Origin of the sequence: Mesorhizobium sp. NPDC059025, assembly GCF_042739655.1 — a bacterium.
Taxonomy (GTDB): Bacteria; Pseudomonadota; Alphaproteobacteria; order Rhizobiales; family Rhizobiaceae; genus Mesorhizobium.
The window spans coordinates 255,606-280,682 of the sequence record NZ_JBHYIM010000005.1; the positions used below are offsets into that span (position 1 = coordinate 255,606).

The following is a 25,077-nucleotide window of genomic DNA, read 5'->3' on the forward strand; positions in this document are numbered from 1 at the left end:
CGCTTTCTAACATGCCGTTTCCATATGTGATCGATGGGCGCGCCGCGCGTCGGGATCGAGTTAGGGTTCCATGCGGGCGGTGTGTGAATTCAAGGCTTTAGGTCATGTTTGACCTTGTGGAGCGACCTGTGGCACCCCGACGGTAAAAAGGATGATTGGCAGTGGAAAAGCCGAGGCGCAGAATGCTTGCGTGCAAGGCGGCCTGTTCTTATATACGCCGCAACCGTGCGGGCCGCCCGAAAGGCAGCCTGGCGCGGAATTTCTGTGAACAGGGGCTTTCGCCGGAACGCCTGACAGGGTCCTTGAAAGCCTGCTTAGTGGAGAGACTAGATGGCAAAAGTAATCGGTATCGACCTCGGGACGACCAATTCCTGCGTCGCCGTCATGGACGGCAAGGACGCGAAGGTCATTGAAAACGCGGAAGGCGCGCGCACCACGCCTTCGATCGTCGCCTTCAGCGGCGACGGCGAGCGCCTCGTCGGCCAGCCGGCCAAGCGCCAGGCGGTCACCAATCCTGAAAACACCGTCTTCGCGGTCAAGCGCCTGATCGGCCGCCGCTATGACGATCCGGTGACGGAAAAGGACAAGAAGCTTGTCCCCTATGAGATCGTCAATGGCGACAACGGCGACGCCTGGGTGGAAGCCGGCGGCAAGAAGCAGTCGCCTTCCCAGATCTCGGCCATGATCCTGCAGAAGATGAAGGAAACGGCGGAAGCCTATCTCGGCGAGAAGGTCGAGAAGGCGGTCATCACCGTTCCTGCCTATTTCAACGACGCCCAGCGCCAGGCCACCAAGGACGCCGGCAAGATCGCCGGTCTCGAAGTGCTGCGCATCATCAACGAGCCGACCGCTGCCGCGCTCGCCTACGGCCTCGACAAGAAGGATGGCAAGACCATCGCCGTCTATGACCTTGGCGGCGGCACCTTCGATATCTCGGTGCTCGAGATCGGCGACGGCGTGTTCGAGGTGAAGTCGACCAATGGCGACACCTTCCTCGGCGGTGAAGACTTCGACATGCGCCTGGTCGAGTACCTGGCGGCCGAGTTCAAGAAGGAACAGGGCATCGACCTGAAGAACGACAAGCTTGCCCTGCAGCGCCTCAAGGAAGCTGCCGAAAAGGCCAAGATCGAGCTGTCGTCTTCCGCTCAGACCGAAATCAACCTGCCCTTCATCACCGCGGATGCTTCCGGTCCGAAGCACCTGACGCTGAAGCTCACCCGTGCCAAGTTCGAATCGCTGGTCGACGACCTGATCCAGCGCACCATCGAGCCGTGCAAGGCTGCGCTCAAGGATGCCGGCCTCAAGGCTGGCGAGATCGACGAAGTCGTTCTGGTCGGCGGCATGACCCGCATGCCGAAGGTCCAGGAAGTGGTGAAGCAGTTCTTCGGCAAGGAGCCGCACAAGGGCGTGAACCCTGACGAAGTTGTCGCACTCGGCGCCGCCATCCAGGCCGGCGTGCTGCAGGGCGACGTCAAGGACGTGCTGCTGCTCGACGTGACCCCGCTGTCGCTGGGCATCGAGACGCTGGGTGGCGTGTTCACCCGCCTGATCGAGCGCAACACCACGATCCCGACCAAGAAGAGCCAGGTGTTCTCGACCGCCGAGGACTCGCAGAGCGCGGTGACCATCCGCGTCTTCCAGGGCGAGCGTGAGATGGCTGCCGACAACAAGATACTCGGCCAGTTCGATCTGGTCGGCATTCCACCGGCGCCGCGCGGCGTGCCGCAGATCGAGGTCACCTTCGATATCGACGCCAACGGCATCGTCAACGTCTCGGCCAAGGACAAGGGCACCGGCAAGGAGCACCAGATCCGCATCCAGGCGTCTGGTGGTCTGTCCGACGCCGACATCGAGAAGATGGTGAAGGACGCCGAAGCCAATGCCGAAGCCGACAAGCAGCGCCGTGCGCTGGTCGAGGCCCGCAACCAGGCCGAGGCTCTGGTGCATTCGGCCGAGAAGTCGCTGAAGGATTATGGCGACAAGGTCTCCGAAGCCGACCGCACCGCGATCGCCGACGCGATCGCCGCGCTGAAGACAGCTGCCGAAGGCGACGACGCTGCCGACATCGAGGCCAAGAGCCAGGCGCTGACCGAGGCTTCGATGAAGCTTGGCCAGGCGATGTACGAGGCTTCGCAGAAGGAAGCCGCGGAAGCCGATGCCAAGGCGGATGCTGCCAAGGATTCCGATGTGGTCGACGCCGATTTCGAGGAAATCGACGACAAGGACGACAAGAAGAAGTCGGCTTAAGTGGCCTGAGGGCCGAAAATCCAGAAAAGCCCGGCGCCAAGCCGGGCTTTTTTGCAACCATGCACCGGAAAAGTGCAGCGTTTCCTTGCCGGTACTGGCATTAGCGCGGCATCGTTACTAAATCGGAGGCCAGTCTTTGGACGACTGGTCGAAACAATGCGCTAAGGACGTTGGCCTTTGCTTGAGCCATCGGTCGGCGGGATTGGAACAGGCTCTCGATGAAAGCTGATTTCTACGAAACGCTTGGCGTGCAAAAGGGCGCCGACGAGAAGGAGCTCAAAAGCGCCTTCCGCAAGCTGGCGATGCAGTTCCACCCCGACCGCAATCCCGGTGATGCCTCCTGCGAGCACAAGTTCAAGGAAATCAACGAAGCCTACGAGACGCTGAAGGACCCGCAGAAGCGTGCGGCCTATGACCGTTTCGGCCATGCCGCCTTCGAAAATGGCGGCATGAATGGCGGCGGTGCCGGTTTTGCCGCCGGCGGCTTTGCCGACATCTTCGAAGACATCTTCGGCGAGATGATGGGTGGCGGACGCCGCCGCAGCTCCGGCGGCCGCGAGCGCGGCGCCGATCTGCGCTACAACATGGAGATCAGCCTCGAGGAGGCCTATGCCGGCAAGACCGCGCAGATTCACGTGCCGGCGTCGCTGACCTGCGACGAATGCTCGGGGTCAGGTGCCAAGCCGGGCACGCAGCCGGTCACCTGCTCGATGTGCCACGGCCACGGCAAGGTGCGCGCCAGCCAGGGTTTCTTCTCGATCGAGCGCACCTGCCCGCAATGCCAGGGCCGCGGCCAGACCATCAAGGACCCATGCCCGAAATGCGCCGGCCAGGGCCGTATCACCGAGGAGCGTTCGCTCTCGGTCAACATTCCGGCCGGCATCGAGGACGGCACCCGCATCCGGCTTGCCGGTGAGGGCGAGGCCGGGCTGCGCGGCGGCCCGTCGGGCGATCTCTATATCTTCCTGGCCATCAAGCCGCATGAGTTCTTCCAGCGCGACGGTGCCGATCTTTATTGCAAGGTGCCGATCTCGATGACGACCGCCGCCCTCGGCGGTTCATTCGAGGTGACGACGCTGGACGGCAGCCAGACACGCGTGAAGGTGCCGGAAGGCACGCAGAACGGCCGCCAGTTCCGCATGAAGGGCAAGGGCATGCCGGTGCTGCGCCAGCCGCAGATCGGCGACCTCTACATCCAGACCGCGGTGGAGACGCCGCAGAACCTGACACGGCGCCAGCGCGAGCTTCTGGAGGAGTTTGAACAGTTGTCGTCGAAGGAGAACAGCCCGCAGTCGAGCGGTTTCTTCTCGCGCATGAAGGATTTCTTCGAGTCATTCAGCGAACGCTGAGCGGCGACAAAAAATGTCTTGTCCACGACATTGGTGGACGTTTGCCTTGCCTACCCCTGCGTAACTGCTAAGTAGCATCCATAGTGGGTTCCGGGGGAGCCGGTCAGGAGAGCTTGATGGGACGTGGCCCTGGATTGAGGAAGTCGCTCGCCGAGAAGTTTGACGACGAGCTGAAATTCTTCAAAGGATGGATCGACAAGCCGAAGGCTGTCGGCTCCATCGTGCCGACGAGTTCGATCACCGCCCGCAAGATGGCGTCTATCGTCGATACCGGCTCCGGCCTGCCGGTCCTGGAAGTCGGCCCCGGCACCGGCGTCATCACCCGCGCCATTCTGGAGCGCGGCGTGAAGCCGGAAAACCTCTACGCCGTCGAATATTCCCACGATTTCGTCCAGCATCTGCGCCGCCTCTATCCGGGCGTCAACGTCATCGAGGGCGATGCCTTCAACCTCAATGATACGCTGGGTGAACATAGCGGCCTGACCTTCGATTCCGTGGTCACCGGCGTTCCGCTGCTCAATTTCCCGGTCGCCCAGCGCATCAGCTACCTCGAAAGCCTGCTCGACCGCATCCCGGCCGGCCGGCCGGTGGTGCAGCTGACCTACGGGCCGATGTCGCCGATCCCGCCCGGACGCGGCAACTACACGGTGGAACATTTCCATTTCGTGCTGCGCAACATCCCGCCGACACGGCTGTGGATCTATCGGCGGCCTGCGAACTAGCAAGCTCAGCCGACCCTTTCGAACGTATCCGCGTTGATGGTCATGGCAGGCCGCCAGTTGAGCTGGCTGGACTGCGCCTGTGCGCTTTCTTTCGCAGCGTCCAACGACCGGTCCGTTGCCACGGCCGCCGTGCGGATGAGCGTCGGTTGTCGGACACCAATGCGCCGTGCAGGGGGCACGCTTGACGAAAGTAGAACGATCGTTCTACTTATTTTGAATGAGCAAGAAGCGTGATGACATCGTCGATGCCGCGAACCGCACCTTCTATCGGGATGGTTTCGCGGAAGTCGGCATTGATCGTGTCGTGGGCGATGCTGGCGTCGCGCTGGCGACGTTCTATCGGCATTTCAAAACCCGCTCCGAGGTGGTCGCGGCCGCGCTGCAGCGGCGGCATGGCAGCTTTCTCCATGCGCTCGAAGAAGGAGATGGAAGCGCTGTCGAAAGCGTTCTCGAGCTCTTCGACAGGCTTGAAGCATGGAGCACGCAACAGGGTGGAAACGGGTGCTTCTTCCTGCGCGCGGCGGCTGACTATCCGGCTGACGAAACCATTTGCAGCGTGGCACGGAGCCACAAGCAGCAATATCTTGCCGAGATCGAGAAGCGACTGCTGCAAGGCGGCTGGTCGAACACGCAGGCCGGGCAACTCGCCCTCACGGTCTTCGTTCTCCTGGAGGGCGCCGTCGCCGCGGCTTTTACGCTCGGCGACAGCGCTGCCATCGCAACGGCCAGGAATGCAGCCGCGCATCTCCTGGTCAACGCAATGGCGGAGCCGGGATGAAAAGCCCCGCGCTTCCCCTCGCAGCACTGGAAGCCGGCCTGATTGTGGCCTGGAGCTCCGGATTCATCGGTGCCCGTTTCGCCGCGGATGCGGGGTCTGTGTTCCTCGTGCTGTTCTGGCGTTTTGTGATTGTCTCGTTCGTCCTGCTGCCATTGTTGATCCGCGCAGTGCGTCGGGGTTTGACGGTGAAATCGCTGATCCTGCAATCGGTGCTGGGCGCCTTTGCGATGTTCGGATACCTGGCACTGGGGGTGAAGGCGATCGACCTTGGCGTTCCGGCGGGTACGGCAGCGCTGATCTCCGCCCTTCAACCTGTCGCGACCGCCGCTCTGGCTGGCCCCATTCTGCATGAGCGGGTGAACCGCCTCCAATGGATGGGATTGGCCCTCGGCCTCGCGGGCGTGTCGCTCGCCGTGGGTGGTTCGTTGGGTGGAGCATCCTTCCTGGCCTATGTTTTGTCGGCGGCCTCCACGCTCAGCCTGGTCACCGCGACAATCGTCGCCAAGGCCATGCCGGACAGCACGCCCCTCCTGCCGTCATTGGCCATACAAAGCATCGTCGCTGCTCTCCTGTTTGCTCCGCTTGCGCTTCTGGAAGGGGGAATGGCGCCGGTTCTCGATCTGCGGTTCATCGCAGCCGTGGCGTGGTTCATCCTGTTCTCCACGATCGGCGGCTATGGTCTGTACTGGCTATGCCTCCGCACGAGCACGGCAACCCGCGTCGGCAGCCTGATTTACCTGACCCCGCCCGTCACCATGATCTGGGGCTGGCTGATGTTTTCAGAAACGATCACCATCGCGGCGGTGATCGGCTTTGTCATCTGCATCGCTGGCGTATTTCTGACGCGGCCGACAACGTCAGTGCGCAGAGCCTGACTGGACCGACCGGATTCATGACCCGATCGACGCGTCGCTCTTGATTCGGCGGCGCTATCGCCTATAGCTGCCGGACGGCAAAGGAGCGCCATGCCGTGATTCCCAGGATTCTCATCTTCGCGGGCTCGATCCGCAGCGGTGCTTTCAGCGGCAGGACGGCCGATGTCGCGCAGAAGGCGCTGGCCATGCAGGGCGCGGATGTGACCCGCATCTCGCTGGCCGACTACCCGATGCCGATCTTCGACGAGGATATCGAGAAGGAAACCGGCATCCCGGAAAACGTCATGAAACTGGCACGCCTGCTTGGCGCCCATGACGGGCTGCTGCTGGTGACGCCGGAATACAACGGCTCCGTGTCGCCACTGCTCAAGAACGCCGTCGACTGGATCAGCATCGTGCGCCATGACGGCGGCCGGCAGCTGAAGCCGATGGCCGGCAAGACGGTGGCGCTTTGCTCCTCGTCGAAAGGGCATTTTGCCGGCGTGCGCGCCATCAACCATCTGCGCGCCATCCTGCTGCGCTGCCACATGGACATCGTCACGCCGGAATGCTCGGTGCCGAACGGCGGCAGCGCTTTCGACGCGGACGGCAATCTGGTCGACGAGCGGCTTCGCCACGCCATGGACCTGGTGGCGCAGGCGCTTGTCGAGCGGGCTCGCCAGACAATGAGGGGATAGACATGACCGATATGCGCGACAGGCTGATCGTCGGCCTCGACGTTCCAACCGTTACCGAGGCTGAGAGGGCGGTGCAGGAGCTTGGCGACACCGTCTCCTTCTACAAGATCGGCTATCAGCTCGCCTTCGCCGGCGGGCTGGAGTTCGCGCGCGACCTTGCCGCCGACGGCAAGAAGATCTTCCTCGACATGAAGCTGCTCGACATCGACAACACCGTCGCCAAGGGTGTCGAAAACATCGTCAGGATGGGTATGACCATGCTCACTTTGCACGCCTATCCGAAGACGATGCGTGCGGCGGTGGAAGCCGCCAAGGGCAGTGATCTCTGTCTGCTCGCCGTCACCGTGCTCACATCGATGGACGAGCAGGACGTCATCGATGCCGGCTACGAATATGATCCCCACACGCTGGTGCTGCGGCGCGCCGAACAGGCGCTGTCGGCGCGCATGGGCGGCATCGTCTGCTCGGCGGAGGAGGCATCGGCCGTGCGCAAGGTCGTTGGTCCCGACATGGCTGTGGTGACACCCGGCATCCGGCCGGCCGGCGCTGACCGCGGCGACCAGAAGCGTGTCGTCACCCCGGCGGACGCGATCCGCAACGGCTCCAGCCACCTCGTTGTGGCGCGGCCGATCGTCGGCGCGGTTGACAGGCGCGCTGCTGCCCAGGCTATCCTGGACGAGATGGCGGCTGCCTGAGCCAGCCGAAACGTTGAAGCTTCGTATGGAGACTGCTTATGGCCAAGGGATACTGGATCGCTCGCGTCGATGTGCGTGATGCGGAAGGCTACAAGGCCTATGTCGAGGCTGCGAAGCTCGCCTTCGACCGTTTCGGCGCGAAGTTCCTCGCCCGCGGCGGCGACCACGAAAAGGCCGAGGGACAGGGTCGTGGCCGCAACGTCATCATCGAGTTCGAGAGCCTGCGGGTGGCGCATGACTGCTACCACTCGCCGGAATATCAGCGCGCCGTCGCCATCCGCCAGAAGGTGGCGGACGGCGAGATCGTGCTTGTCGAGGGTGTCTGAGCACGTCGTTCAGGCGACGAGATCCGGCACTGGACCGATGTAACGCGACTGCGGCCGCATCAGCCGGCCGGTTGCCTGCTGCTCGCGCGCATGGGCGATCCAGCCGGCCATGCGCCCCGCAGCGAAGACGCAGGTGAACGCATCTTCCGGGAACTCGGCTGCCTCCAGCAAAAGTGCCGTGTAGAATTCGACATTGGTCTGCAGCACCCGGCCGGGCTTGGCCCGCCTCAGGACGTCGAGCGCTGCCTGTTCCACCGTTTCGGCGAAAGCCAGGCGGCGGCTTGCCGCACCATCGGGGATGCGGCGCACCACGGTCTTCAGGACATCGGCGCGCGGGTCGCGCACGCGATAGATGCGGTGGCCGAAGCCCATGATGCGGCGGCCTTCGGCCAGTTCCCTGCTCAGCCATTCCGTCGCTTCTCCAGCCTCGGCAATGGCATCGAGCATGGCGATCACCGGGCCTGGCGCACCGCCATGCAGCGGGCCTTTCAGGGCGCCGAGACCGGCAAGTGCCGCCGAGGTGAGACCCGCCTGGGTCGAGGCCACCACCCGCGCGGCGAAGGTCGAGGCGTTGAGGCCGTGATCGCAGACCGTGACGAGATAGGTGTCTAGCGCGGCGCTCAGGCCGCGTTCGTCCGTGTCGGTGAGCATGGCCAGCATGTCGGCGGCGTGGCCTGCGTCGGCATTGGGAGCAATCGCATCGAGGCCCTTGCGCAGGCGCAAGAGCGCGGGCGTCAGCACAGCCGGCGCGGCGATCAGGCGCAACGCATCGTCAAGCGTATCGCCATCGGGCATCAGCGCCGTACCGGCACGCATGCCGTCGTAGACGGAGAGTGCGGCAAGCGTCGGCAGCAGCGCCTGCACACGTTCGAACACCTCGACGCGGGCACGTCCAAGCCTTGCCGCCAGCTGCTTCTCGTTGGGAAGATCGGTGAAGAAACCGTCGAAAAGCAGATGTGTCACGCTGGCGAAATCGCGGCGGCCGGCAAGATCGCGCAGGGCATGTCCTCGGATCGTCAGGTGCCCGCCCTGCCCGTCCACTTCCGACAGCACGGTTTCGGCGGCAATCACATCGTCCAGTCCGCTTGTCATCATCTTGCTCCTTGACCAATTTTCGATCCGAGATAATGCTGTTGTTGATTGTCATCAATCTTGATCAATAGAATCAATATATGGTCGATATGGGCACCTGGCTGACACGTGACGAGGCGCTGGACAGGCTGGGGGTGCGCGCGCAGACGCTCTACGCCTATGTCAGCCGCAACCAGGTCGGCATGCAGCCCGATCCTGCCGATCCTCGCCGCAGCCTCTATCGATCGGAGGATATTGAGGCGCTGACCACGCGCCGGGCGCGGGGGCGCCGCGTCGCGGCGATCGCTGAAAGTGCGGTCGCCTGGGGCGAGCCGGTGTTCGCCACGGAACTCTCCACCGTCATCCACGGCAGGTTGATCTACCGTGGCGAGGATGCGGTGACCTTTTCGCGCGATGCCAGCCTGGAAGACGCCGCACGGCTGTTGTGGGCCACCACTGCTGCTCCCCGCTTCGCAACATCGGGAGCACCTGCCGAGACAGGCATCACGCAGGCTTTTTCCGTGCTGGCTGGGTTGGCGGCCAGGGGACAGCCCTCGCTGGGGCGCAACGCCGGCGTGTTGCAGGCGGACGCGATGCCGGCCATCGCGGCGCTCGCCGGCGCATTGGGGGCGGCACCCGGTGCGGAGCCGGTGCACCTCAGGCTGGCAAGGGGCTGGCGGGTGGAACAGGCGGCGGAGGTGTTGCGCCGCGTCATGGTGCTGGTGGCCGATCACGAACTCAATGCCTCGGCCTTTGCGGCCCGCGTCGCCGCTTCCACCGGCGCGCCGCTCGTCGCCTGCCTGCTGGCCGGCTTGTCGACACTCTACGGCCCTCGCCATGGCACTGCGGCCGATGCCGTCGCCATGCTTGTGGACGATGCGGCACGGATCGGCGTGCGCGCGGCGATGGCACGCTGGCTCGATCACGACCGGCCGCTGCCTGGTTTCGGCCATCCGCTCTATCCCGATGGCGATCCGCGCGGAGCAGCATTGCTGGCCGACATGCGGCTGGACGACGATATTCTCGAGCTGCGCCAGGCAGCCCTTGATGCCACCGGCGCGCAGCCGACAGTCGACTTTGCGCTGGTGGCTCTGACCCGTTCCTACCGCTTGCCGAGCGATGCGCCCATCCGCCTGTTTACGCTCGGCCGCAGCGTCGGCTGGACAGCGCATGCCATCGAGCAGGTCATGTCAGGCAAGCTGATCCGCCCGCGCGCCCGTTATGAGGGCCCGCTGCCGGCTGGCGCTTGAGCAACGCATTTTGGCTGGAACTGCCTAGAACAGCCGGAACGGAATGCCGGTCAACAGCGCCTTTACATAACGCCGCCGCTGATAGTGGCCATTGAGGGAGACGCGTGGCAACTCCGTCGGCTGGCTGAAGCTGTCCGCCGTCAGCACGCCGGGACGTGTGGTGACGGCCAGCTTGATGCCGGCCTTCGCAACGGCGTCGAATTCACGCCGCGATATCGCAACCTTGGTTCCGTAGGGATAGGCGAAGGTGGTCGGCCTGTAGCCGACATAGGCCTCGACGGCATCCATCGACCCTTTGATTTCCTCTGCGAGCCGCGCTTCATCCACTCTCGCCATGGCGATGTGGGTCTGCGTGTGCGCGCCGAAGCGCACCAGCGGGTCGTCGGACAGGGTCCGCAATTCGTCTGCCGTCATGATCAGCTGGTCGACGATGGCGAGCGGGTCGATCATGCGCGAGCGGGCGGCCCGGTCGATCTCCGCCACTGCCGCATCTTCGTTGTTCGAATGCACGAAATGGACGATCCGTTCGTAAGCGTCCTGCTTCTGGGCAACGGTTCGTGTGGTGACCGTCTCCGTGCCATTGCCGAAATCGAACTCGAACTGGTCCTTGGAGCGCGTCAGCACCTTGCCGGTTTCCCACCACATCGAGCGGCTGCGTTCGACGAAGCCCTTGGCGATGAAAATGGTGTACGGCACGCCGTGGCGGCGAAACACCGGTGCGGCGTGTTCGGCATTGTCGCGCAGGCCGTCATCCAGCGTGAAAGCGACGAAGCGGCGCTTGTCGTTGGGATCGGTGAGCAAGCGCGGCAGATCGTCCAAGGCCGCCGGTGTCAGGCCCGACTCGACACAGACGCGGATCGCCTCGTCAAGGAATTCCGGCGTGACAGAAAGCGTCGCAATGGGGTCGAAGCCGCCACGCCGCGCCGGGCGCACGTGATGCAGGGTGAAGATCACCCCGCGCCCCGCGGCCGCCGGCCACAACATGCCTGCACGTGTCAGCGCGACGCCTTCCAGGCCGGCACGGATCGCGCCGTGCTTGAGGAATCTCTTGGCGGAGCCTTTCAGCGACATGCCGTCGCCTCGATGCCATCGACAAGGCGGCCTTCCAATCGGGGATGGCGATGCACGGACATTTCTCGGCTCCGATGCGCGTCCGCAGGATGCGGACGGTGGCCGATGCGACGGCCGAAAGGAGCTTATTGCAGCGCCAGTTAATAAACTGCCCGCACGCGGCCGGTTTCAGCCGCAATTCCAGGAAAACCGTGCAACGGCTTTCTGTTCGGAATTGCGTGAAAACAACGAGTTAGCGCGTTTCCGCATTTCCGTGAAAAACGGAAACGCTCTGACGGCGATCGCCCTGGTGCGCAAGGTGATCGCCTCGAGCATGTCAGCGGTATTTCATGTAGCCGACGAAGCCGGTAATGCGCCAGCGATCGCCGTCATTGCGGCAGAAATAGAGTGTCTGCCAGTTCAGCCGGTCGACACCGCCATCGGCCAGCGGCACGGTGCCGTCGAACTTCTTGTGCGCCACGGCGACATTGCCGTTGATGTCGATGCGGTTGAGCGTCACTGCCTTGAGCAGCGCCGAAGGCAACGGCTCGGCATAGGCGACCGACGCGGATTCGGCGGCCTGGCGCAGCCACTCATCGCGATAGGCCTGCAAGGTTGGGAAGGCGGCGTTCCAGTCATCGTGGTTGGGCGAATTGTGGGCATGGATGCCGAGGAAACGCATTTCGTCGAAGTCGCCGGCCACCATCGACCAGTCCTGCGCGGCGAAAGCCTCGAAATCGCGCGGCATCAGCATTTCCCAGATGAAGGCGCGGTCCGCGTCGCCGGCAAATGGGTTCTTGGATTCAGACATGAAGGCTCCGTTCGTCTGGGTTCAGGAAAGCTTGCCGCGCGCGGCGACCGGCAATACCTCGACGACGCGGTCACCGGAAACCAGGTAGACCTCGTCGAACAGGTTGGTGACGACGCAGGCATGATCAGGCAGCACGCGCACGCGGTCGCCGACCGCGAGTGTCGCACCACCGCTCAGTTCGACCTTGCCGTGTTCTTCGCTGAGCGCCGTCACGCGGGCACCTGGAATGCCGACCAGTTCGCCATGGTCGGGCAGGCCGAGCAGGTCGCTGGAAAGTGCCTTGGAGCCGCTGTCGAGGATGGCGCGGGTCGGTGTCGGTGCCGAGACCACGGTTGCGAGCACGGTCAGCGCGCAATCGTCGGCTGTCGCCGCACCCTGTTTCACCTGGTAGCGGTCCATGTAGATATAGGTGCCGGGCCGGTACTCGGTGACGATCGCCGCATCCTGCTTCCGCCACATGTCGGGTGTGCCGCCGCTGGTCACGGTTTCGCAGGCAAGGCCTGCCTTTTGAAGCAGGTCGCGCGCGGCGGTGAGCCAGGCTTCGGCGTCTTCCGGCGCGCCGGCGGCTGGATAGGTCATCAGGCCGCCGAAGGCGAGACCCGGCGCCGCATCGATCTGCCTGGCCAGCGCCAGCGCCTGCTCGGCGGTCTGGACACCGCAGCGGGCAGCACCCGTATCACATTCGACCAGCACCTTGAGCGGACGACCGGGATCGGTGAAGGTCTCGGCAAGACCAGCAATCGTCGTTGCACTGTCGGCGGTCACCGACAGCGCGATGCGCCTGTGCAGCGCCAGAAGCCGCTCCAGCTTCGCTTTGCCGATGATGTTGTAGGGCAGGAATATGTCGGTCAGGCCGGCATCGGCCATCACTTCGGCCTCGCCGATCTTCTGGCAGGTTATACCGATGGCGCCCGCCTCGACCTGCTTCTTCGCAAAGAAGGGCAGCTTGTGCGTCTTGATATGTGGCCGCAGCTTCACGCCGGCGGCTTCTGCCGCCTTCTGGGCATTGGCGATGTTGCGTTCGGCGCGATCGAGGTCGATCAGCACGGCTGGCGTGTCGATTTCAGCAATGGTCTTGGGGCGTGGGCTCATCTTCATTCTCTCGTCGGCAGAAACGATTGTCGATTGATCAAGGCTGGGCGGACCGCCAGCCCTCGATCAGTTCGCGATACCAGCGGGCGCTCGATTTGAGCGTTCGCTGCTGGGTGTCGAAATCGACATACACGATGCCCCATCGCTTGGTGTAGCCAAGTTCCCATTCGAAGTGATCCAGGAACGACCAGATGAAGTATCCGTCGATACGGATGCCGGATCGTATCGCCTCGGCAAGCACCTGCAGATGGCCTGCTAGGAAGCGGATTCGCTGCGGATCATCGACGCGACCTTCCTCGGAGAACTGGTCGGCCATTGAGCAGCCATTCTCGGTGATGACGATCGGCGGCAGGCTGTCACCATAACGGTCGCGGAGAGTGGTCAACACTTCGCCGAGGCCGGCCGGCACGACCGGCCATCCCATGGTTGTTTCCGGCTCGCCGCCGGATACGGCGATATCGAAAGGCTCTGGTGAGGCGGCGGCCTTTGGGGCGCTCACCGCGATCGGGTGGAAATAAGTCAGGCCGAGCCAGTCGATCGGGGTCTTGATGATGTCGAAGTCAGCCTCACGAACGGCCGACCAGTCGGCATCGGCAAGGGCTTCCAGTTCTTTCGGATAGTGGCCGAGCAGGACGGCATCGGTGACGGTATGGTTGCGCAGGGCGTCGAACATCGTGTTCGCCGCAACGTCTTCGGTCGCCTGCGAAATAGGCCGACAAGGCGAGGAATGGTTGGTCAGGCCAACTCTTGCTTTGGAATGCGAGCGGATTGCCCGGGTGGCAAGACCGTGGCCGAGCAGAAGATGATGCATCACCGGCAGCGCTGCGCCGCTTGACAGTCGAAGGCCGGGCGCGTGCTCGCCGAGCACATAGCTGTGACGCATCAGGGTGTAGGGTTCGGCAATGGTGAACCAGCTGCCGACCCGGTCGCCGATCCTTCTTGCCACATGCTCCGCGAAATCGCCGAAGCGTGCACTCGTTTCGCGTGCGCACCAGCCGCCGATATCCATCAGCGCGGCGGGCATGTCGGAATGGAAGAGCGTGGCGACGGGTTCGATGTTCCGTTCCAGCAGGCCGTCGACAAGGCGGTCGTAGAAGGCGAGTCCCGCTTCGTTGACCACGCCGCCACCGGTCGGCTGGACCCTGGACCAGGAAATGGAGAAACGATAGGCGCCGAGGCCGAGCTCGGTCATGATGCCGAGATCCTCGCGCCAGCGATGATAGTGGTCGGCCGCGACCGCGCCATCGCTGCCATCGATCACAAGCCCGGGTTGGCGCAGGAAACGATCCCATACCGATTCGCCACGCCCGTCTTCGGTCAGGGCCCCTTCGATCTGATAGGCCGCGGTGGCGACGCCAAACAGGAATTCGCGCGGGAAGGCAGCACCCAGAGCTTTCGGAGAAGGAAATGCCACTGTCAGTCCCCCAGCGGCAGGCGCGGATCAGCCACCTTCAGCGTGTTCACGCTTTGCTTGATGCGGCGCAGGTTCTCCAGCGCCTTCGGTCCGCGCGCTTCGGCAGTGGCTGTGGCGATGATGTCGACGATGGCAAGCAGGGCAAAGCGCGAGGATGTCGGCTTGTAGATGTTGCCGTCCTCGAACGGCTGGAACGGGATCAGCGTCTCCGCTGCCTTGGCCAGCGCGGAATCGGGTGCGGTGACGGCGACGGTGGTGGCGCCGTACTGGCGTGCCACCTGGACGGCTTCGACCACCGAACGCGCATAGCCGGAGACGGAGAAGGCCAGCACCGTGGTTTCAGGTGTTGCCACCGAGGCGTACATGCGCTGCAGCTGGCCGTCGACCTGTGCCAGTGCGGACAGCCCCAGCCGGAACAGCCGGTTCTGCATCTCGGTCGCCATCATCGATGAGATGCCGCCCGAACCGATGCACAGGATGTTTCCGGAAACGGCGATGCGTTCGGCGATCTCGATCAGCTTCGGCATCGGCAGCATGGCGCTGGCGCGCTGGATCGCGGCGATCGCGGCTTCGGTGATGGCGGCAGCGATGCGCTGGTCGCGCACGTCGCCGGCCGGAGCTTCCGCGGAAAGATACTGGCCACCGATGGCGATGGCCTGGGCGAGATAGAACTTGAAATCGCGCAGGCCGTCGCAGCCGAGATTGCGGCAGAAGCGCGTCACCGTCGGTTCGCTGATGCCGGCGCGAGCGGCGATCTCCGAGATTGCCGCCTTGGAGACAAAATCGGGATCGGACAGCACCATGCCTGCGAGCCGACGGTCCGATTTGGTGCCGTCCTGGGCCATCATCTGCAGGCGGGTGATGATGTCCGCCGGTGTCTTCACAGCGGCAGGCCCGTGGCTGTGTCGAACAGATGGATGTTGCCAGGCGCAACGCTGACCGGCAACCGGTCGCCTGGCTTCACAGCGATGCGGTCGCGAAACACCGCACGGATGGCGTCATCGCCGATGGCGCCATAGACGTGGGTCTCCGAGCCGGTCGGCTCGACGACGTCGACGCGCAGACTGACGGCGCTGTCGCCGCCGACGATGAAATGCTCCGGGCGGATGCCGGCTTCGATCGCTCCGGAGGCCGTGCGGTCGCTGTCGAGTTTCAGCTTGCCGCCGCCCGACGGTTCGAACCAGATACCGTCGCTTTCTGATTTGAGTGCCCCGGAAACGAAGCTCATCGACGGTGAGCCGATGAAAGAGGCGACGAACTTGTTTGCCGGCTTGTCGTAGAGGTCGAGCGGCTTGCCGACCTGCTGGATGCGGCCCTTGTCCATCACCACGATGCGGTCAGCCATGGTCATCGCTTCGATCTGGTCGTGCGTGACATAGACGATGGTGGATTTCAGCCGCTGGTGCAGCGCCTTGATTTCGGTGCGCATCTGCACGCGCAGCTGGGCGTCGAGATTGGAAAGCGGCTCGTCGAACAGGAACACGGAAGGCTCGCGCACGATGGCGCGGCCCATGGCGACGCGCTGGCGCTGGCCACCGGACAGTTGCCGCGGATAACGGTCGAGATAGGAGAACAGGTTGAGGATTCCGGAGGCCTTCCTGACCTTCTCTTCGACCACCGGCGCGCTTTCGCCGCGGATCTTCGGGCCGAAGCCGATGTTCTGCGAGGCTTTCAGATGCGGAAACAGCGCGTAGGACTGGAACACCATGGCGATGTTGCGCTTTTGCGGCGGCAGGTCGTTGGAGCGCATGCCGCCGACGAGAAGATCGCCGGAGGTGATCGTTTCCAGTCCGGCCAGCATGCGCAGCAGCGTGGACTTGCCGCAGCCGGACGGGCCGACCAGCACGACGAATTCGCCACTGGCGATCTCCAGGTCGATGTCCTCGAGGATCTTGTGCTGACCGTAGGATTTCGACAGGCCGCGGAACGAGACGTCGGTCATGGCTAGCCTCCCAATATGTCGTCGATGAAGGGCAGGAAACCCGCAGTCAGACCGGCATCCACCGGCATCACCACGCCGGTGATGCCCGAAGCGCGAGGCGATGCCAGGAAGGCGACAGCCTCGGCGACCTCACGGGCCTCGACGATGCGGCCAAGCGGGTAGAGCCGTTTCAATTTGCCGAGAACCTCCGGGTTCTTCTCGAGCCGATGATCCCAGGCCGCGGTGCGGATCGAGCCGGGGCAGACGACATTGGCGCGGATGCCGCTGCGGCCGAGTTCGACCGCGAGCGCCTTGGCATAGGCGTTGATCCCGGCTTTGGCCGCTGCATAGGCCGGGTTGCCGAAATGCGCGATGGCGTTGACCGACGAAACGAAGACGACGCTGCCGCTGCCGCGCCCGGCCATCGCCTTGGTCAGCGGATCGGCGAAGGTCATGACGCCGGTGAGATTGAGATCGAGCTCGCGTTCGATGGTTGCCGCGTTGAGCGCGGCAAGCGTTTCCGCGCGTGTCCAGCCGGCATTGTTGATCAGGATGTCGGGTATGCCGTCCCGCGCGATCACCGCGCTGGCCGCGGCCTCCATCTCCTCGCGCCGGGTCAGGTCGAAGACATGGCGGGAGGTTATGGCCTCGTTGCTCAGGGCCTCGACCGACTGATCGCAGCCGACCACCCGTGCTCCCCGTTCGGCAAACAGCGCCACGAGCGCCGAGCCCAGCCCGCCGCCGGCCCCGGTGATCACCACGGTCTTGCCCTGGAATTCCGTACTGGACATTGCCCGTGCTGTCTCCTCCAACCTGGCAGGGTGCGAAAATGGTATCAAAAATGTAATTAAGCAACAAAAAAATCAGCTTGAAAGCCGCGTTTTGCACGATAATGTAGGAAAATAACATGAAGGGCAAAAGCCGCATGTTGCTGCTCGGGGCATCGGTCCGCAAGGACGGTGGGCTCGCAATGACAATGGGAGAGAGTTTATGAAACTGGCACGATGGACTGCCGGCCTTCTGGCCGGGTTGAGCATGTTGGCGGTGGCCGCGCAGGCCGAGGCGGGTGAAGTCCGCGTGACCGTTGCGGAATACTCTTCGAAGACCGGCCCCTATTTCGAAGAGGTCAAGAAGGGCTTCGAGGCCGCCAATCCCGGCACAACCCTGAAGGTCGAAGTGGTGCCGTGGGACGTGCTGCTGCAGAAGCTGACCACCGACATCACCGCCGGCACCAATGCCGACCTTTCGATCATCGGCACGCGCTGGCTGATCGATTTCGTGCAGCAGGGTGTGGCCGAGCCGCTCGACCAGTATCTGACGCCCGATTTCAAGGGTCGCTTCATCGAGACGTTCCTGTCGCCGTCGATCATGGAGGGCAAGACCTACGGCCTGCCGATCGCCGCTTCGGCGCGCGCCATGTACTACAACAAGGAGCTGTTCGAGAAGGCCGGCATCGCCAACCCGCCCGGAACCTGGGCCGAGCTGCAGGAAGACGCCCGCAAGATCAAGGCGACCGGCGCCTTCGGCTACGGCATCCAGGGCAAGGAGATCGAGACCGACGTCTATTATTATTACGGCATGTGGTCGTTCGGCACCGAGATCCTCAACAAGGACGGCACCTCGGGCCTCTCCACACCGGGCGCGCTGGAAGCGGCCAAGCTCTACAAGTCGATGATCGACGAAGGCCTGACGCAGCCGGGCGTCACCTCGATGAACCGCGAGGACGTCATGGCCCTGTTCAAGCAGGGCAAGGTCGGCATGATGATCACCGCTCCCTTCATGATGAACCAGATCAAGGAAGAGGCGCCCAACCTGAAATATGGCGTGGCGGCGATCCCGGCCGGTCCGACCGGCGCGCGCGGCACCTATGGCGTCACAGATTCCATCATCATGTTCAAGAACTCCAAGAACAAGGAAGAGGCCTGGAAGCTACTCGACTACCTGTTCACCACCGAGCAGCGCGCCAAGTTCACCCAGAATGAAGGCTTCCTGCCGGTGAACAAGGAAGAGGCGAAAATGCCTTATTACGTCGACAACGCCGGTCTCGCAGCCTTCACCGCCCTGCTGCCCGACGCCCGCTTCGCGCCGATCATTCCGGGCTGGGAAGAGATCGCCCAGATCACCTCGGATGCCGTCCAGAAGATCTATCTCGGACAGGGTGAGCCCGAGGCCATCCTGAAAGAAGCCGCTGCCAAGGCAAACGGTGTGCTGAAGAAGTAACTCCAAACAGCGGCGCGTCCCTCCAGCGGGGCGCGCCGCTGGCTTTCATGTCCGTGGCATCCCCGTCGCGGCGACAAGAAACTCTCAGACACAGTCCCGGATGCACAATCGCGCGCTGCCTTACCTGCTCATCCTGCCCAGCCTGTTCCTGGCGGCGGTGGTGATCTTCTGGCCGGTCTATGACCTGGTGCAGATCTCGACCCATGACGTCAGCCGCTTCGGCCAGCTGCGCGATTTCACCGGCCTGGCCAATTTCGCGGCACTGATGAGCGATCCCGACTTCATGGCGGCGCTCTGGCGCACCGGCCTGTGGACGCTTTCGGTCGTTGCCGGCGCGCTGATCCTCTCCATTCCGGTGGCGATGATCCTCAATTCGGATTTTTATGGCCGCGGCCTTGCCCGCGTCATCATCCTGCTGCCCTGGGCGGTCTCGCTTACCATGACCGCCGTGGTCTGGCGCTGGGCGCTGAACGGCGAAAGCGGCATGCTGAATTCGGCGCTGATGGGCCTCGGCATCATCGACCAGAACATCCAATGGCTGGCCAGCGCCGGCACCGCTTTCCCGATGCAGGTGTTGATCGGCATCCTGGTCACCGTGCCGTTCACCGTCACCATCTTCCTCGGCGGCCTGTCCTCGATCCCGGACGATCTCTACGAGGCGGCAGCACTTGAAGGCGCCTCGACCTGGCAGCAGTTCCGCACCATCACGCTGCCGTTGCTGAAGCCGTTCATCAACATCGCCATCGTGCTGAACATGATCTACGTGTTCAATTCCTTCCCCATCATCTGGGTGATGACGCAGGGTGGGCCGGCCAACTCCACGGATATCCTGGTGACGTACCTCTACAAGCTGGCATTCCGTGTCGGCAAACTGGGTGAGGCTTCCGCCGTCTCGCTGGTGATGTTTGCCATCCTGCTCGTCTTCACCATGATCTATGTGCGCCTGGCCATGCGGGAGCGGGAAGCATGAGAAAAAGCAAGCTCGTCCGCTCCATCGTCGCCTGGCTGCTGTTGTCGCCGCTGATCGTGGTGACGCTGTTTCCCTTCGCGGTGATGTTCCTGACCGCGGTCAAACCGCGCACCGAAGTGCTGACGCCGAACTGGTGGCCAAGCGAATTCCGCTGGTCGAACTTCGCCGACATGTGGGTGGCGACCGGCTTCGGCCGCGCCTTGCTGAATTCGCTCTATGTCTCGGTGCTGGCGACTGTCGGCGCCATCATCGTCGCCATCCCGGCAGCCTATGCCATGTCGCGCTTTCGTTTTGCCGGCTATGGTGCGATGCGGCAGTTCCTGCTCGTCTCGCAGATGATCTCCTCGATCGTGCTGGTGCTCGGCCTGTTCCGGCTGATCGCTGCCTGGGGGCTGATCGAAAGCACGACCGCCGTCGGCGTTGTCTACATGGCCTTCAACGTCGCCTTCACCGTTTGGATGCTGCAGAGCTATTTCGACACCATTCCGCGTGACCTCGAAGAGGCCAGTTGGATGGAGGGAGCGGGCCGCTGGCTGACCTTGCGCAAGGTGTTCCTGCCGCTGTGCCTGCCGGCGATCGCGGTCACCGCCATCTTCACCTTCATCAATGCCTGGAACGAGTTCATCATCGCATTGACCATTCTGCGCAGTCAGGAGAACTACACGCTGCCGATCCAGGTGTTCGCGCTGGTTGCAGGGCGCTACACCATCGAATGGCATCACGTCATGGCGGCGGCGCTTCTGGCCACCTTGCCGGTGGCGGTGCTGTTTGCCTGGCTGCAGCGTTATCTCGTCCGGGGCCTTGCCCTGGGCGCCGTCAAATAACAGGAGAATTTCAGAAAATGTCACGCAAGCAGGTTTTCGGAACGTCGCATGTGCCGCTGTCGCCGGCGGTGCGCGCCGGCGATTTTGTCTTTGTTTCCGGCCAGGTGCCGGTACGTGCGGATGGTTCGGTGGTCGATGGCGGCATCGAGCCGCAGACCCGGCAGGTTCTGGAGAACGTCAAGGCGGCGCTGGCGCTGGCTGGGGCCACCATGGACGACGTCGTCAAGACGACGGTGTGGATCGAGGACGCGCGCGACTTCGGCGGCATGAACAAGGTCTACGGCTCTTTCTTCGCCAAAGAGCCGCCGGCCCGCACCACCGTGGAATCGCGGCTGATGATCGACATCAAGGTCGAGATCGAAGCGGTTGCCTACGCGCCGGTGAAGTAGTTGCCGGATGCCCTCCGCCGATCACCGGCGGAGGGCAACCTTCCGACGGATCAATCGAGTAAAGCGCATGCGTATCTTCACCGCCTCGCTGGCGACCGAGACCAACACCTTCTCGCCGGTGCCGACCGACAGGGCGTCCTTCGAGATGGCCTTCTATGCGGGGCCTGGCCAACATCCGGAAACGCCGACGCTGTGCTCCTCGCCGATCGTCGCCCTGCGCCGCCGCGCGGCGGCCGAGGGCCTTACCGTCATCGAAGGCACGGCGACATGGGCCGAGCCCGGCGGGCTGGTGCAGCGGCAGACCTTCGAGGCGCTGCGCGACGAGATCCTCGACCAGTTGCGGGCTGCCCTTCCGGTCGACGCCGTCATCCTCGGCCTGCACGGCGCCATGGTGGCGCAGGGCTATGACGACTGCGAAGGTGATCTTCTCGCCCGCATCCGCGACATCGTCGGGCCAGACGTCGTTGTCGCTTCCGAGCTCGACCCGCACAGCCACCTCACACCGAAGCGCGTGGCCGCGGCCAATGTGCTCGCTGCTTTCCTGGAATTTCCGCACACCGATTTTTATGAGCGCGGTGAACATGTCGTCGAACTCGGGCTTGCCGCGGTCCGCGGCGAGATCAAGCCGGTGATCTCGACCTTCGACTGCCGCATGATCGAGGTGATGCCGACCAGTCGCCAGCCGATGCGCGGCTTCGTCGACCGCATCAAGGCTTTGCACGGCAAGGACGGCGTGCTGTCGGCTTCCGTCATCCACGGCTTCATGGCCGCCGACGTGCCGGAGATGGGCGCGCGCATCATGGTCGTCACCGACAACAACAAGGCCAAGGGCGATGCCCTGGCCGAGCAGTTGGGGCGCGAGCTTTACGCGCTGCGCGGGCAGCTGGCCATGCCGATGCTGGCGGCCGACCAAGGCATCGACCGAGCCCTGGAGGTGCGCGCGGTCAGCACGGCAAAGCCGGTGGTGATCGCCGATGTCTGGGACAATCCGGGCGGTGGTGTCGCCGGCGACGGTACGTCCTTGCTGCGTGCCATGCTGGCGCGTGGCCTGGACAATGTCGGTGTCGCCACCATCTGGGACCCACTCGCCGTCACCTTCTGCCATGCCGCCGGCGAGGGCGCGGTCATCGACCTGCGTTTCGGCGGCAAGGCCGGCCCGCTTGCGGGTGAGCCGATCGACGCCAAGGTGCGCGTGGTGAAGGCTGTCGCCGAGAGCTGGCAGAGCTTCGGGCCGAGCCGCGTCACCTTGGGCGCCTCCGCGCTGGTCAGGCTGGAAGGCACCGAGATCGACGTCATCCTCAACACCAACCGCACGCAGACCTTCGAGCCGGACATCTTCTCCAACCTCGGTCTCGATCCGCTGTCGAAGGACGTGCTGCTGATCAAGTCGACCAACCATTTCTACGCCGGCTTCGAGCCGATCGCGGCCGAGATCATCTATGTGTCGTCGCCGAGCTCTTACCCGAGCGATCCGGCTGCCACCGATTATGAAAAGCTGAAACGCCCTGTCTGGCCGCGTGTTGCGGAGCCCTGGGGCGTTGGCGGCAAGTGAAGCGCCCGAAGTCGAGATTCATACCTGGAAGAAGCTGAGTTGATAGTCCTCCAGGTCGTCGGAGTCATCGGGATGGTAAAACTCGACAGCGAATTTGCGATCCGGGAATTGGAACGCAAGCTTGGCTGTGTAGATTTCGCATAGCAGTTCCCCCAGAAAGATCAGCTTGTCGGCGGCGATATCCGGGCAACCCCAATATTGGATGTCCGCGATGTGAAGGTGGTTCATCACCTGTTCGATGGACTCCCGCGTTGCTTCGGGATCTCGTTCGAAAGAACGCAGGCCCTCGAGATGGAAACCCTCCATGAGAACATAATTTTCGAACGCGACGAAACGCGGCCAGAAGACTTCGGTGTAGCCAACGGCGAGTGAAAAATTTCCGCTATTGGCCGTCCAGTCCCAAAGACTGATCCCTCGGCCATCATTCCAGCTGGCCAGTGCCGGCTTCATGCTTTCAGGAATGTCGGTCATTGCCTGTCCTTGTCTCAAGCCCGGCTGAGACGAGGCTAACCGATCGCTTGGTTTGAAGGAAAGGGGCTGCCCTGGGTTTCAGCGGGGTGAAATCTGTCTTCCGCCGCTTCGATGCGCCTGGCATCGGCCTGCCCGTTGGTTGGATCCGAAGTCCGCCCTTTCTTGGCGTCATGCCGGTAGGACTGGACAGCCTCGCCACAAGCTGCAAAACCATATCCGACCGGGGAGAGGACATGGTTGCGCAACTGACGGGGGCGGATTTCGAGCCGCATATCGGTACGGATTTCGATGTGGCGGAAGCCTCCGTGCCGCTTGCGCTGCAGCTGCTCGAGGTGCGGCAGCTGGGAACGGCCCTGCGCAGCGGTGGCGCCTTCGCGCTGACCTTCCGTGGTCCGCTGGCCGAGCCTTTGTCGCAGGCCATCTACCCGCTTGTCCACCCCAGGCTCGGCAGGCTGGATATCTTCATTGTGCCGATCGCACGTCACAATGACGGCATGCGCTACGAGGCGATCTTCGCCTGATTCGGCCGCCGGCAGGACAGAGCTTCGGGTCTATATGATTGTGTGGGTTGGATCCGCGGCGCCGCCCGGATGCTCCATCAGCAGATAAACACCCTTGTCCTCGATCTCCTGGAAACCGATCCGCCTGTAGAGGGACAATGCCGGATTCATGCGTTCGACATGGATCGAGACTGATTTGCCGGCTGAGATTGCCTCTTCGATGATGTCTTCCAGCAGGGCGGTGCCGAAGCCCTTGCCGCGCGCCTCGGGCATCAGGGCGATGTCGATGATGCGGATTTCCTGAGGCCAGTGAACGAAGTAGAGCCGTCCCACGGCTGTGGCATCGCATTCGACGATCAGCCAATGCGCCCCGGCATAGTGGCGCATGTAGTGCTGGTGCTGGGCAAGGAATTGCTGGTTGAGGAAGCCGCGTTTTGCGGCCTCCGGCCAACCGGTCTGGGCGAGCTCTTCCATGCGTGTCGAGGTGTAGAGAGCCGCAAGAAACACCATGTCGCCATCGCCGATAGGGCGAAACGACAGGCTGGCCGATCTCGTGCTGGGCCATTCGGCCAACGAGGCTTCCGCTTGCATCATCGCATTCAGCCGGCCGGCGGCGTCAGATCGCGCACCACCGAATATTGCTGGATGCTGCTTGCTGCGAGTTGTGTCCACTCCAATTCCCATTCCGTGCTGTCGATCGCGGCCTGCGATATCGTCCACAGGCCGCCAATACCGGAACCCGGCGGCAGCAGCCAATGCGAGAACAAGGCGAGCCGGCCGTCGGCGTTGTAGTCGAGCGCGAGCTGCACTGGCCATGACGAGTTGGCCATGTCTTGCCAGCCGGTCCAGGCAAGCGCGGCAGGATCGGTCTGCGTGTTGGCTGAAATCACATTCGTTGCATCGGCAGCCACGAGCATCAGGTGGCCGTTGCCGTCCAGGCCGGTCGCCACCATGTTGAAGCCGGTGCGTGAGAAGCCGTTGCGCAGCCATGGCGTCCAGGTGTCTGAAGCAGCCGGCTGCTGCAGCGTGTGGATCACCTGTTTGTTCGTGTTGATCGCGAACAGATGCAGTGCGCCAAGGGGACCGACGACCGGCGCCATGTAGAGGATCTTGCCGGTGAGGGCGTCGTCCATCTGTACCCATTGCGACCAGTCGCCGACCTTCAGGGCCGTGGCCGTGGCCTGCACGCTGCGATAGAGGTTGTTGTTCGAATTTATGCCAAACAGCGCGATGCGGCCGTCGCCCTGACGGCAAGCCTTGATGCTGATCAGGCCGCCGGGGATCTGCTGCCAGGCACTCCATGGCGTTGCCGGAGGAATGCGCTCCTGCACCTTCACAGTGATCGGTGTGGTGGTGCCGGGCGGTGTGATCGTCACGTCTTTTTCGACGATCTGGTCCGGGTTCTGGTAGATCCACCAGATGGTGCCGGTGGTAGCGGCCACGGCGAAGATCTCGACGCGGCCATCGACGTCGCGCGCCATCGACAGGCTGACGATGTTGACATTGCCGCCAGGCGAGCCGAGCAGGGTCGGCGCGTTCCACCGCTCGATGCCACCTGACTGATCGATGGATTCATCGATATAGGCAATGCCGCCGCCCTGGATCTGGCCCGCGACGGCGACACGCCCGTCCTTCGTCAGCCCACTGGTCACAAGCGTATAGATGTATTTCTTGTCGATCGGCGTCCAGTTCGTCTCCCAGGGGCCGTTCGGCTTGGTCTGCGCCTTGTAGGAGAGGAATGACGTCGAGGTGTCGACGGCCACGACCATCAACCGCGACAACTCGAAAAAGGCTGGCTGTCCGGCACCGGGTGCCTCGGCGACCGGCGCCGCTGCAGCTTCAGTATTGGCCATGATACCCCTCCCGGGCGTCG

At 63.4% G+C, this 25,077-nt stretch carries 26 protein-coding genes; 15 read left to right on the forward strand and 11 right to left on the reverse strand.

Annotated features, from left to right (window positions below):
- Window positions 1–330: 330 nt before the first annotated feature.
- From dnaK to ACFWYE_RS14785, 8 genes are all read left to right on the forward strand, one after another.
- Window positions 331–2,247, forward strand: a complete 1,917-nt coding sequence (gene dnaK, locus ACFWYE_RS14750) for a molecular chaperone DnaK (protein WP_379064023.1) — start codon at window positions 331–333, stop codon at window positions 2,245–2,247.
- 218 nt (window positions 2,248–2,465) lie between these two features.
- Complete coding sequence (dnaJ, locus tag ACFWYE_RS14755) at window positions 2,466–3,596, forward strand: molecular chaperone DnaJ (RefSeq protein ID WP_326890680.1); 1,131 nt, start codon at window positions 2,466–2,468, stop codon at window positions 3,594–3,596.
- Window positions 3,597–3,712: 116 nt separating this feature from the next.
- Window positions 3,713–4,318 (forward strand): phospholipid N-methyltransferase PmtA, encoded by a 606-nt coding sequence (gene pmtA / locus ACFWYE_RS14760; RefSeq protein ID WP_379064020.1) that lies wholly within the window; start codon window positions 3,713–3,715, stop codon window positions 4,316–4,318.
- Between the two features lie 217 nt (window positions 4,319–4,535).
- A complete protein-coding gene (locus tag ACFWYE_RS14765) occupies window positions 4,536–5,096 on the forward strand; it encodes a TetR/AcrR family transcriptional regulator (RefSeq protein ID WP_379112291.1) in 561 nt (186 codons plus the stop codon).
- Entirely contained in the window at window positions 5,093–5,971 is an 879-nt protein-coding gene (locus tag ACFWYE_RS14770) for a DMT family transporter (protein ID WP_379112293.1), read from the forward strand. Before ACFWYE_RS14765 ends, ACFWYE_RS14770 begins: the two co-directional genes overlap by 4 nt.
- Window positions 5,972–6,066: 95 nt before the next feature.
- Window positions 6,067–6,648: an NADPH-dependent FMN reductase gene (locus ACFWYE_RS14775; protein WP_379112295.1), complete on the forward strand. Its 582-nt coding sequence runs from the start codon at window positions 6,067–6,069 to the stop codon at window positions 6,646–6,648.
- A gap of 2 nt (window positions 6,649–6,650) precedes the next feature.
- Window positions 6,651–7,343 carry an orotidine-5'-phosphate decarboxylase gene (gene pyrF, locus ACFWYE_RS14780; RefSeq protein ID WP_379112297.1) on the forward strand — a complete coding sequence of 231 codons (693 nt, stop codon included), beginning with the start codon at window positions 6,651–6,653 and terminating at the stop codon, window positions 7,341–7,343.
- 38 nt (window positions 7,344–7,381) lie between these two features.
- Complete coding sequence (locus ACFWYE_RS14785) at window positions 7,382–7,669, forward strand: DUF1330 domain-containing protein (protein WP_379112299.1); 288 nt, start codon at window positions 7,382–7,384, stop codon at window positions 7,667–7,669.
- Window positions 7,670–7,678: 9 nt separating this feature from the next.
- Here ACFWYE_RS14785 and ACFWYE_RS14790 read toward each other — a convergent pair whose 3' ends face one another.
- Entirely contained in the window at window positions 7,679–8,761 is a 1,083-nt protein-coding gene (locus tag ACFWYE_RS14790) for a citrate synthase/methylcitrate synthase (protein WP_379112301.1), read from the reverse strand.
- An 89-nt stretch (window positions 8,762–8,850) separates the two neighbouring features.
- On the opposite strand from ACFWYE_RS14790, the gene ACFWYE_RS14795 reads away from it, so the two are divergent.
- Window positions 8,851–9,990 carry a citrate synthase gene (locus tag ACFWYE_RS14795; protein WP_379073202.1) on the forward strand — a complete coding sequence of 380 codons (1,140 nt, stop codon included), beginning with the start codon at window positions 8,851–8,853 and terminating at the stop codon, window positions 9,988–9,990.
- 24 nt (window positions 9,991–10,014) lie between these two features.
- On the opposite strand, the gene ACFWYE_RS14800 is transcribed toward ACFWYE_RS14795, so the two are convergent.
- The 7 genes from ACFWYE_RS14800 to ACFWYE_RS14830 all read right to left on the reverse strand — a co-directional run bounded on the left by ACFWYE_RS14800 (window position 10,015) and on the right by ACFWYE_RS14830 (window position 17,069).
- Window positions 10,015–11,061, reverse strand: a complete 1,047-nt coding sequence (locus ACFWYE_RS14800; protein WP_379112303.1) for a polysaccharide deacetylase family protein — start codon at window positions 11,059–11,061, stop codon at window positions 10,015–10,017.
- 316 nt (window positions 11,062–11,377) lie between these two features.
- Window positions 11,378–11,851: a hypothetical protein gene (locus ACFWYE_RS14805; RefSeq protein ID WP_379112305.1), complete on the reverse strand. Its 474-nt coding sequence runs from the start codon at window positions 11,849–11,851 to the stop codon at window positions 11,378–11,380.
- Between the two features lie 21 nt (window positions 11,852–11,872).
- Complete coding sequence (locus ACFWYE_RS14810; protein WP_379112307.1) at window positions 11,873–12,943, reverse strand: D-TA family PLP-dependent enzyme; 1,071 nt, start codon at window positions 12,941–12,943, stop codon at window positions 11,873–11,875.
- A 37-nt stretch (window positions 12,944–12,980) separates the two neighbouring features.
- Window positions 12,981–14,357, reverse strand: coding sequence for a GH1 family beta-glucosidase (locus ACFWYE_RS14815; protein WP_379112309.1), 1,377 nt, complete (start codon window positions 14,355–14,357; stop codon window positions 12,981–12,983).
- A 2-nt stretch (window positions 14,358–14,359) separates the two neighbouring features.
- The gene (locus ACFWYE_RS14820; RefSeq protein ID WP_379064002.1) at window positions 14,360–15,241 is read right to left on the reverse strand and encodes a MurR/RpiR family transcriptional regulator; all 882 of its coding nucleotides are present in this window, start codon (window positions 15,239–15,241) and stop codon (window positions 14,360–14,362) included.
- Window positions 15,238–16,299 (reverse strand): ABC transporter ATP-binding protein, encoded by a 1,062-nt coding sequence (locus tag ACFWYE_RS14825; protein WP_379112311.1) that lies wholly within the window; start codon window positions 16,297–16,299, stop codon window positions 15,238–15,240. Before ACFWYE_RS14825 ends, ACFWYE_RS14820 begins: the two co-directional genes overlap by 4 nt.
- 2 nt (window positions 16,300–16,301) lie before the next feature.
- Window positions 16,302–17,069: an SDR family oxidoreductase gene (locus tag ACFWYE_RS14830; protein WP_379063998.1), complete on the reverse strand. Its 768-nt coding sequence runs from the start codon at window positions 17,067–17,069 to the stop codon at window positions 16,302–16,304.
- A gap of 199 nt (window positions 17,070–17,268) precedes the next feature.
- Here ACFWYE_RS14830 and ACFWYE_RS14835 point away from each other — a divergent pair, with 199 nt between their 5' ends.
- The 5 genes from ACFWYE_RS14835 to ACFWYE_RS14855 all read left to right on the forward strand — a co-directional run bounded on the left by ACFWYE_RS14835 (window position 17,269) and on the right by ACFWYE_RS14855 (window position 22,233).
- Entirely contained in the window at window positions 17,269–18,498 is a 1,230-nt protein-coding gene (locus tag ACFWYE_RS14835; RefSeq protein ID WP_379063996.1) for an ABC transporter substrate-binding protein, read from the forward strand.
- 100 nt (window positions 18,499–18,598) lie between these two features.
- Window positions 18,599–19,468: a carbohydrate ABC transporter permease gene (locus tag ACFWYE_RS14840; RefSeq protein WP_379112313.1), complete on the forward strand. Its 870-nt coding sequence runs from the start codon at window positions 18,599–18,601 to the stop codon at window positions 19,466–19,468.
- Window positions 19,465–20,292, forward strand: a complete 828-nt coding sequence (locus tag ACFWYE_RS14845; protein ID WP_379112315.1) for a carbohydrate ABC transporter permease — start codon at window positions 19,465–19,467, stop codon at window positions 20,290–20,292. Before ACFWYE_RS14840 ends, ACFWYE_RS14845 begins: the two co-directional genes overlap by 4 nt.
- 17 nt (window positions 20,293–20,309) lie before the next feature.
- On the forward strand, window positions 20,310–20,681 hold the full coding sequence (locus ACFWYE_RS14850) for a RidA family protein (RefSeq protein ID WP_379063989.1): 372 nt from the start codon (window positions 20,310–20,312) through the stop codon (window positions 20,679–20,681).
- Window positions 20,682–20,748: 67 nt separating this feature from the next.
- Complete coding sequence (locus tag ACFWYE_RS14855) at window positions 20,749–22,233, forward strand: M81 family metallopeptidase (protein WP_379112317.1); 1,485 nt, start codon at window positions 20,749–20,751, stop codon at window positions 22,231–22,233.
- A gap of 18 nt (window positions 22,234–22,251) precedes the next feature.
- On the opposite strand, the gene ACFWYE_RS14860 is transcribed toward ACFWYE_RS14855, so the two are convergent.
- Window positions 22,252–22,704 (reverse strand): hypothetical protein, encoded by a 453-nt coding sequence (locus tag ACFWYE_RS14860; RefSeq protein WP_379112318.1) that lies wholly within the window; start codon window positions 22,702–22,704, stop codon window positions 22,252–22,254.
- A 233-nt stretch (window positions 22,705–22,937) separates the two neighbouring features.
- Here ACFWYE_RS14860 and ACFWYE_RS14865 point away from each other — a divergent pair, with 233 nt between their 5' ends.
- Window positions 22,938–23,225, forward strand: a complete 288-nt coding sequence (locus tag ACFWYE_RS14865; RefSeq protein WP_379112319.1) for a DUF6916 family protein — start codon at window positions 22,938–22,940, stop codon at window positions 23,223–23,225.
- A gap of 30 nt (window positions 23,226–23,255) precedes the next feature.
- Here the strand turns inward: ACFWYE_RS14865 and ACFWYE_RS14870 are convergent, their stop codons facing one another.
- Window positions 23,256–23,777 (reverse strand): GNAT family N-acetyltransferase, encoded by a 522-nt coding sequence (locus tag ACFWYE_RS14870; protein WP_379112321.1) that lies wholly within the window; start codon window positions 23,775–23,777, stop codon window positions 23,256–23,258.
- A gap of 26 nt (window positions 23,778–23,803) precedes the next feature.
- Complete coding sequence (locus tag ACFWYE_RS14875; protein WP_379112323.1) at window positions 23,804–25,057, reverse strand: hypothetical protein; 1,254 nt, start codon at window positions 25,055–25,057, stop codon at window positions 23,804–23,806.
- Window positions 25,058–25,077: the final 20 nt, after the last annotated feature.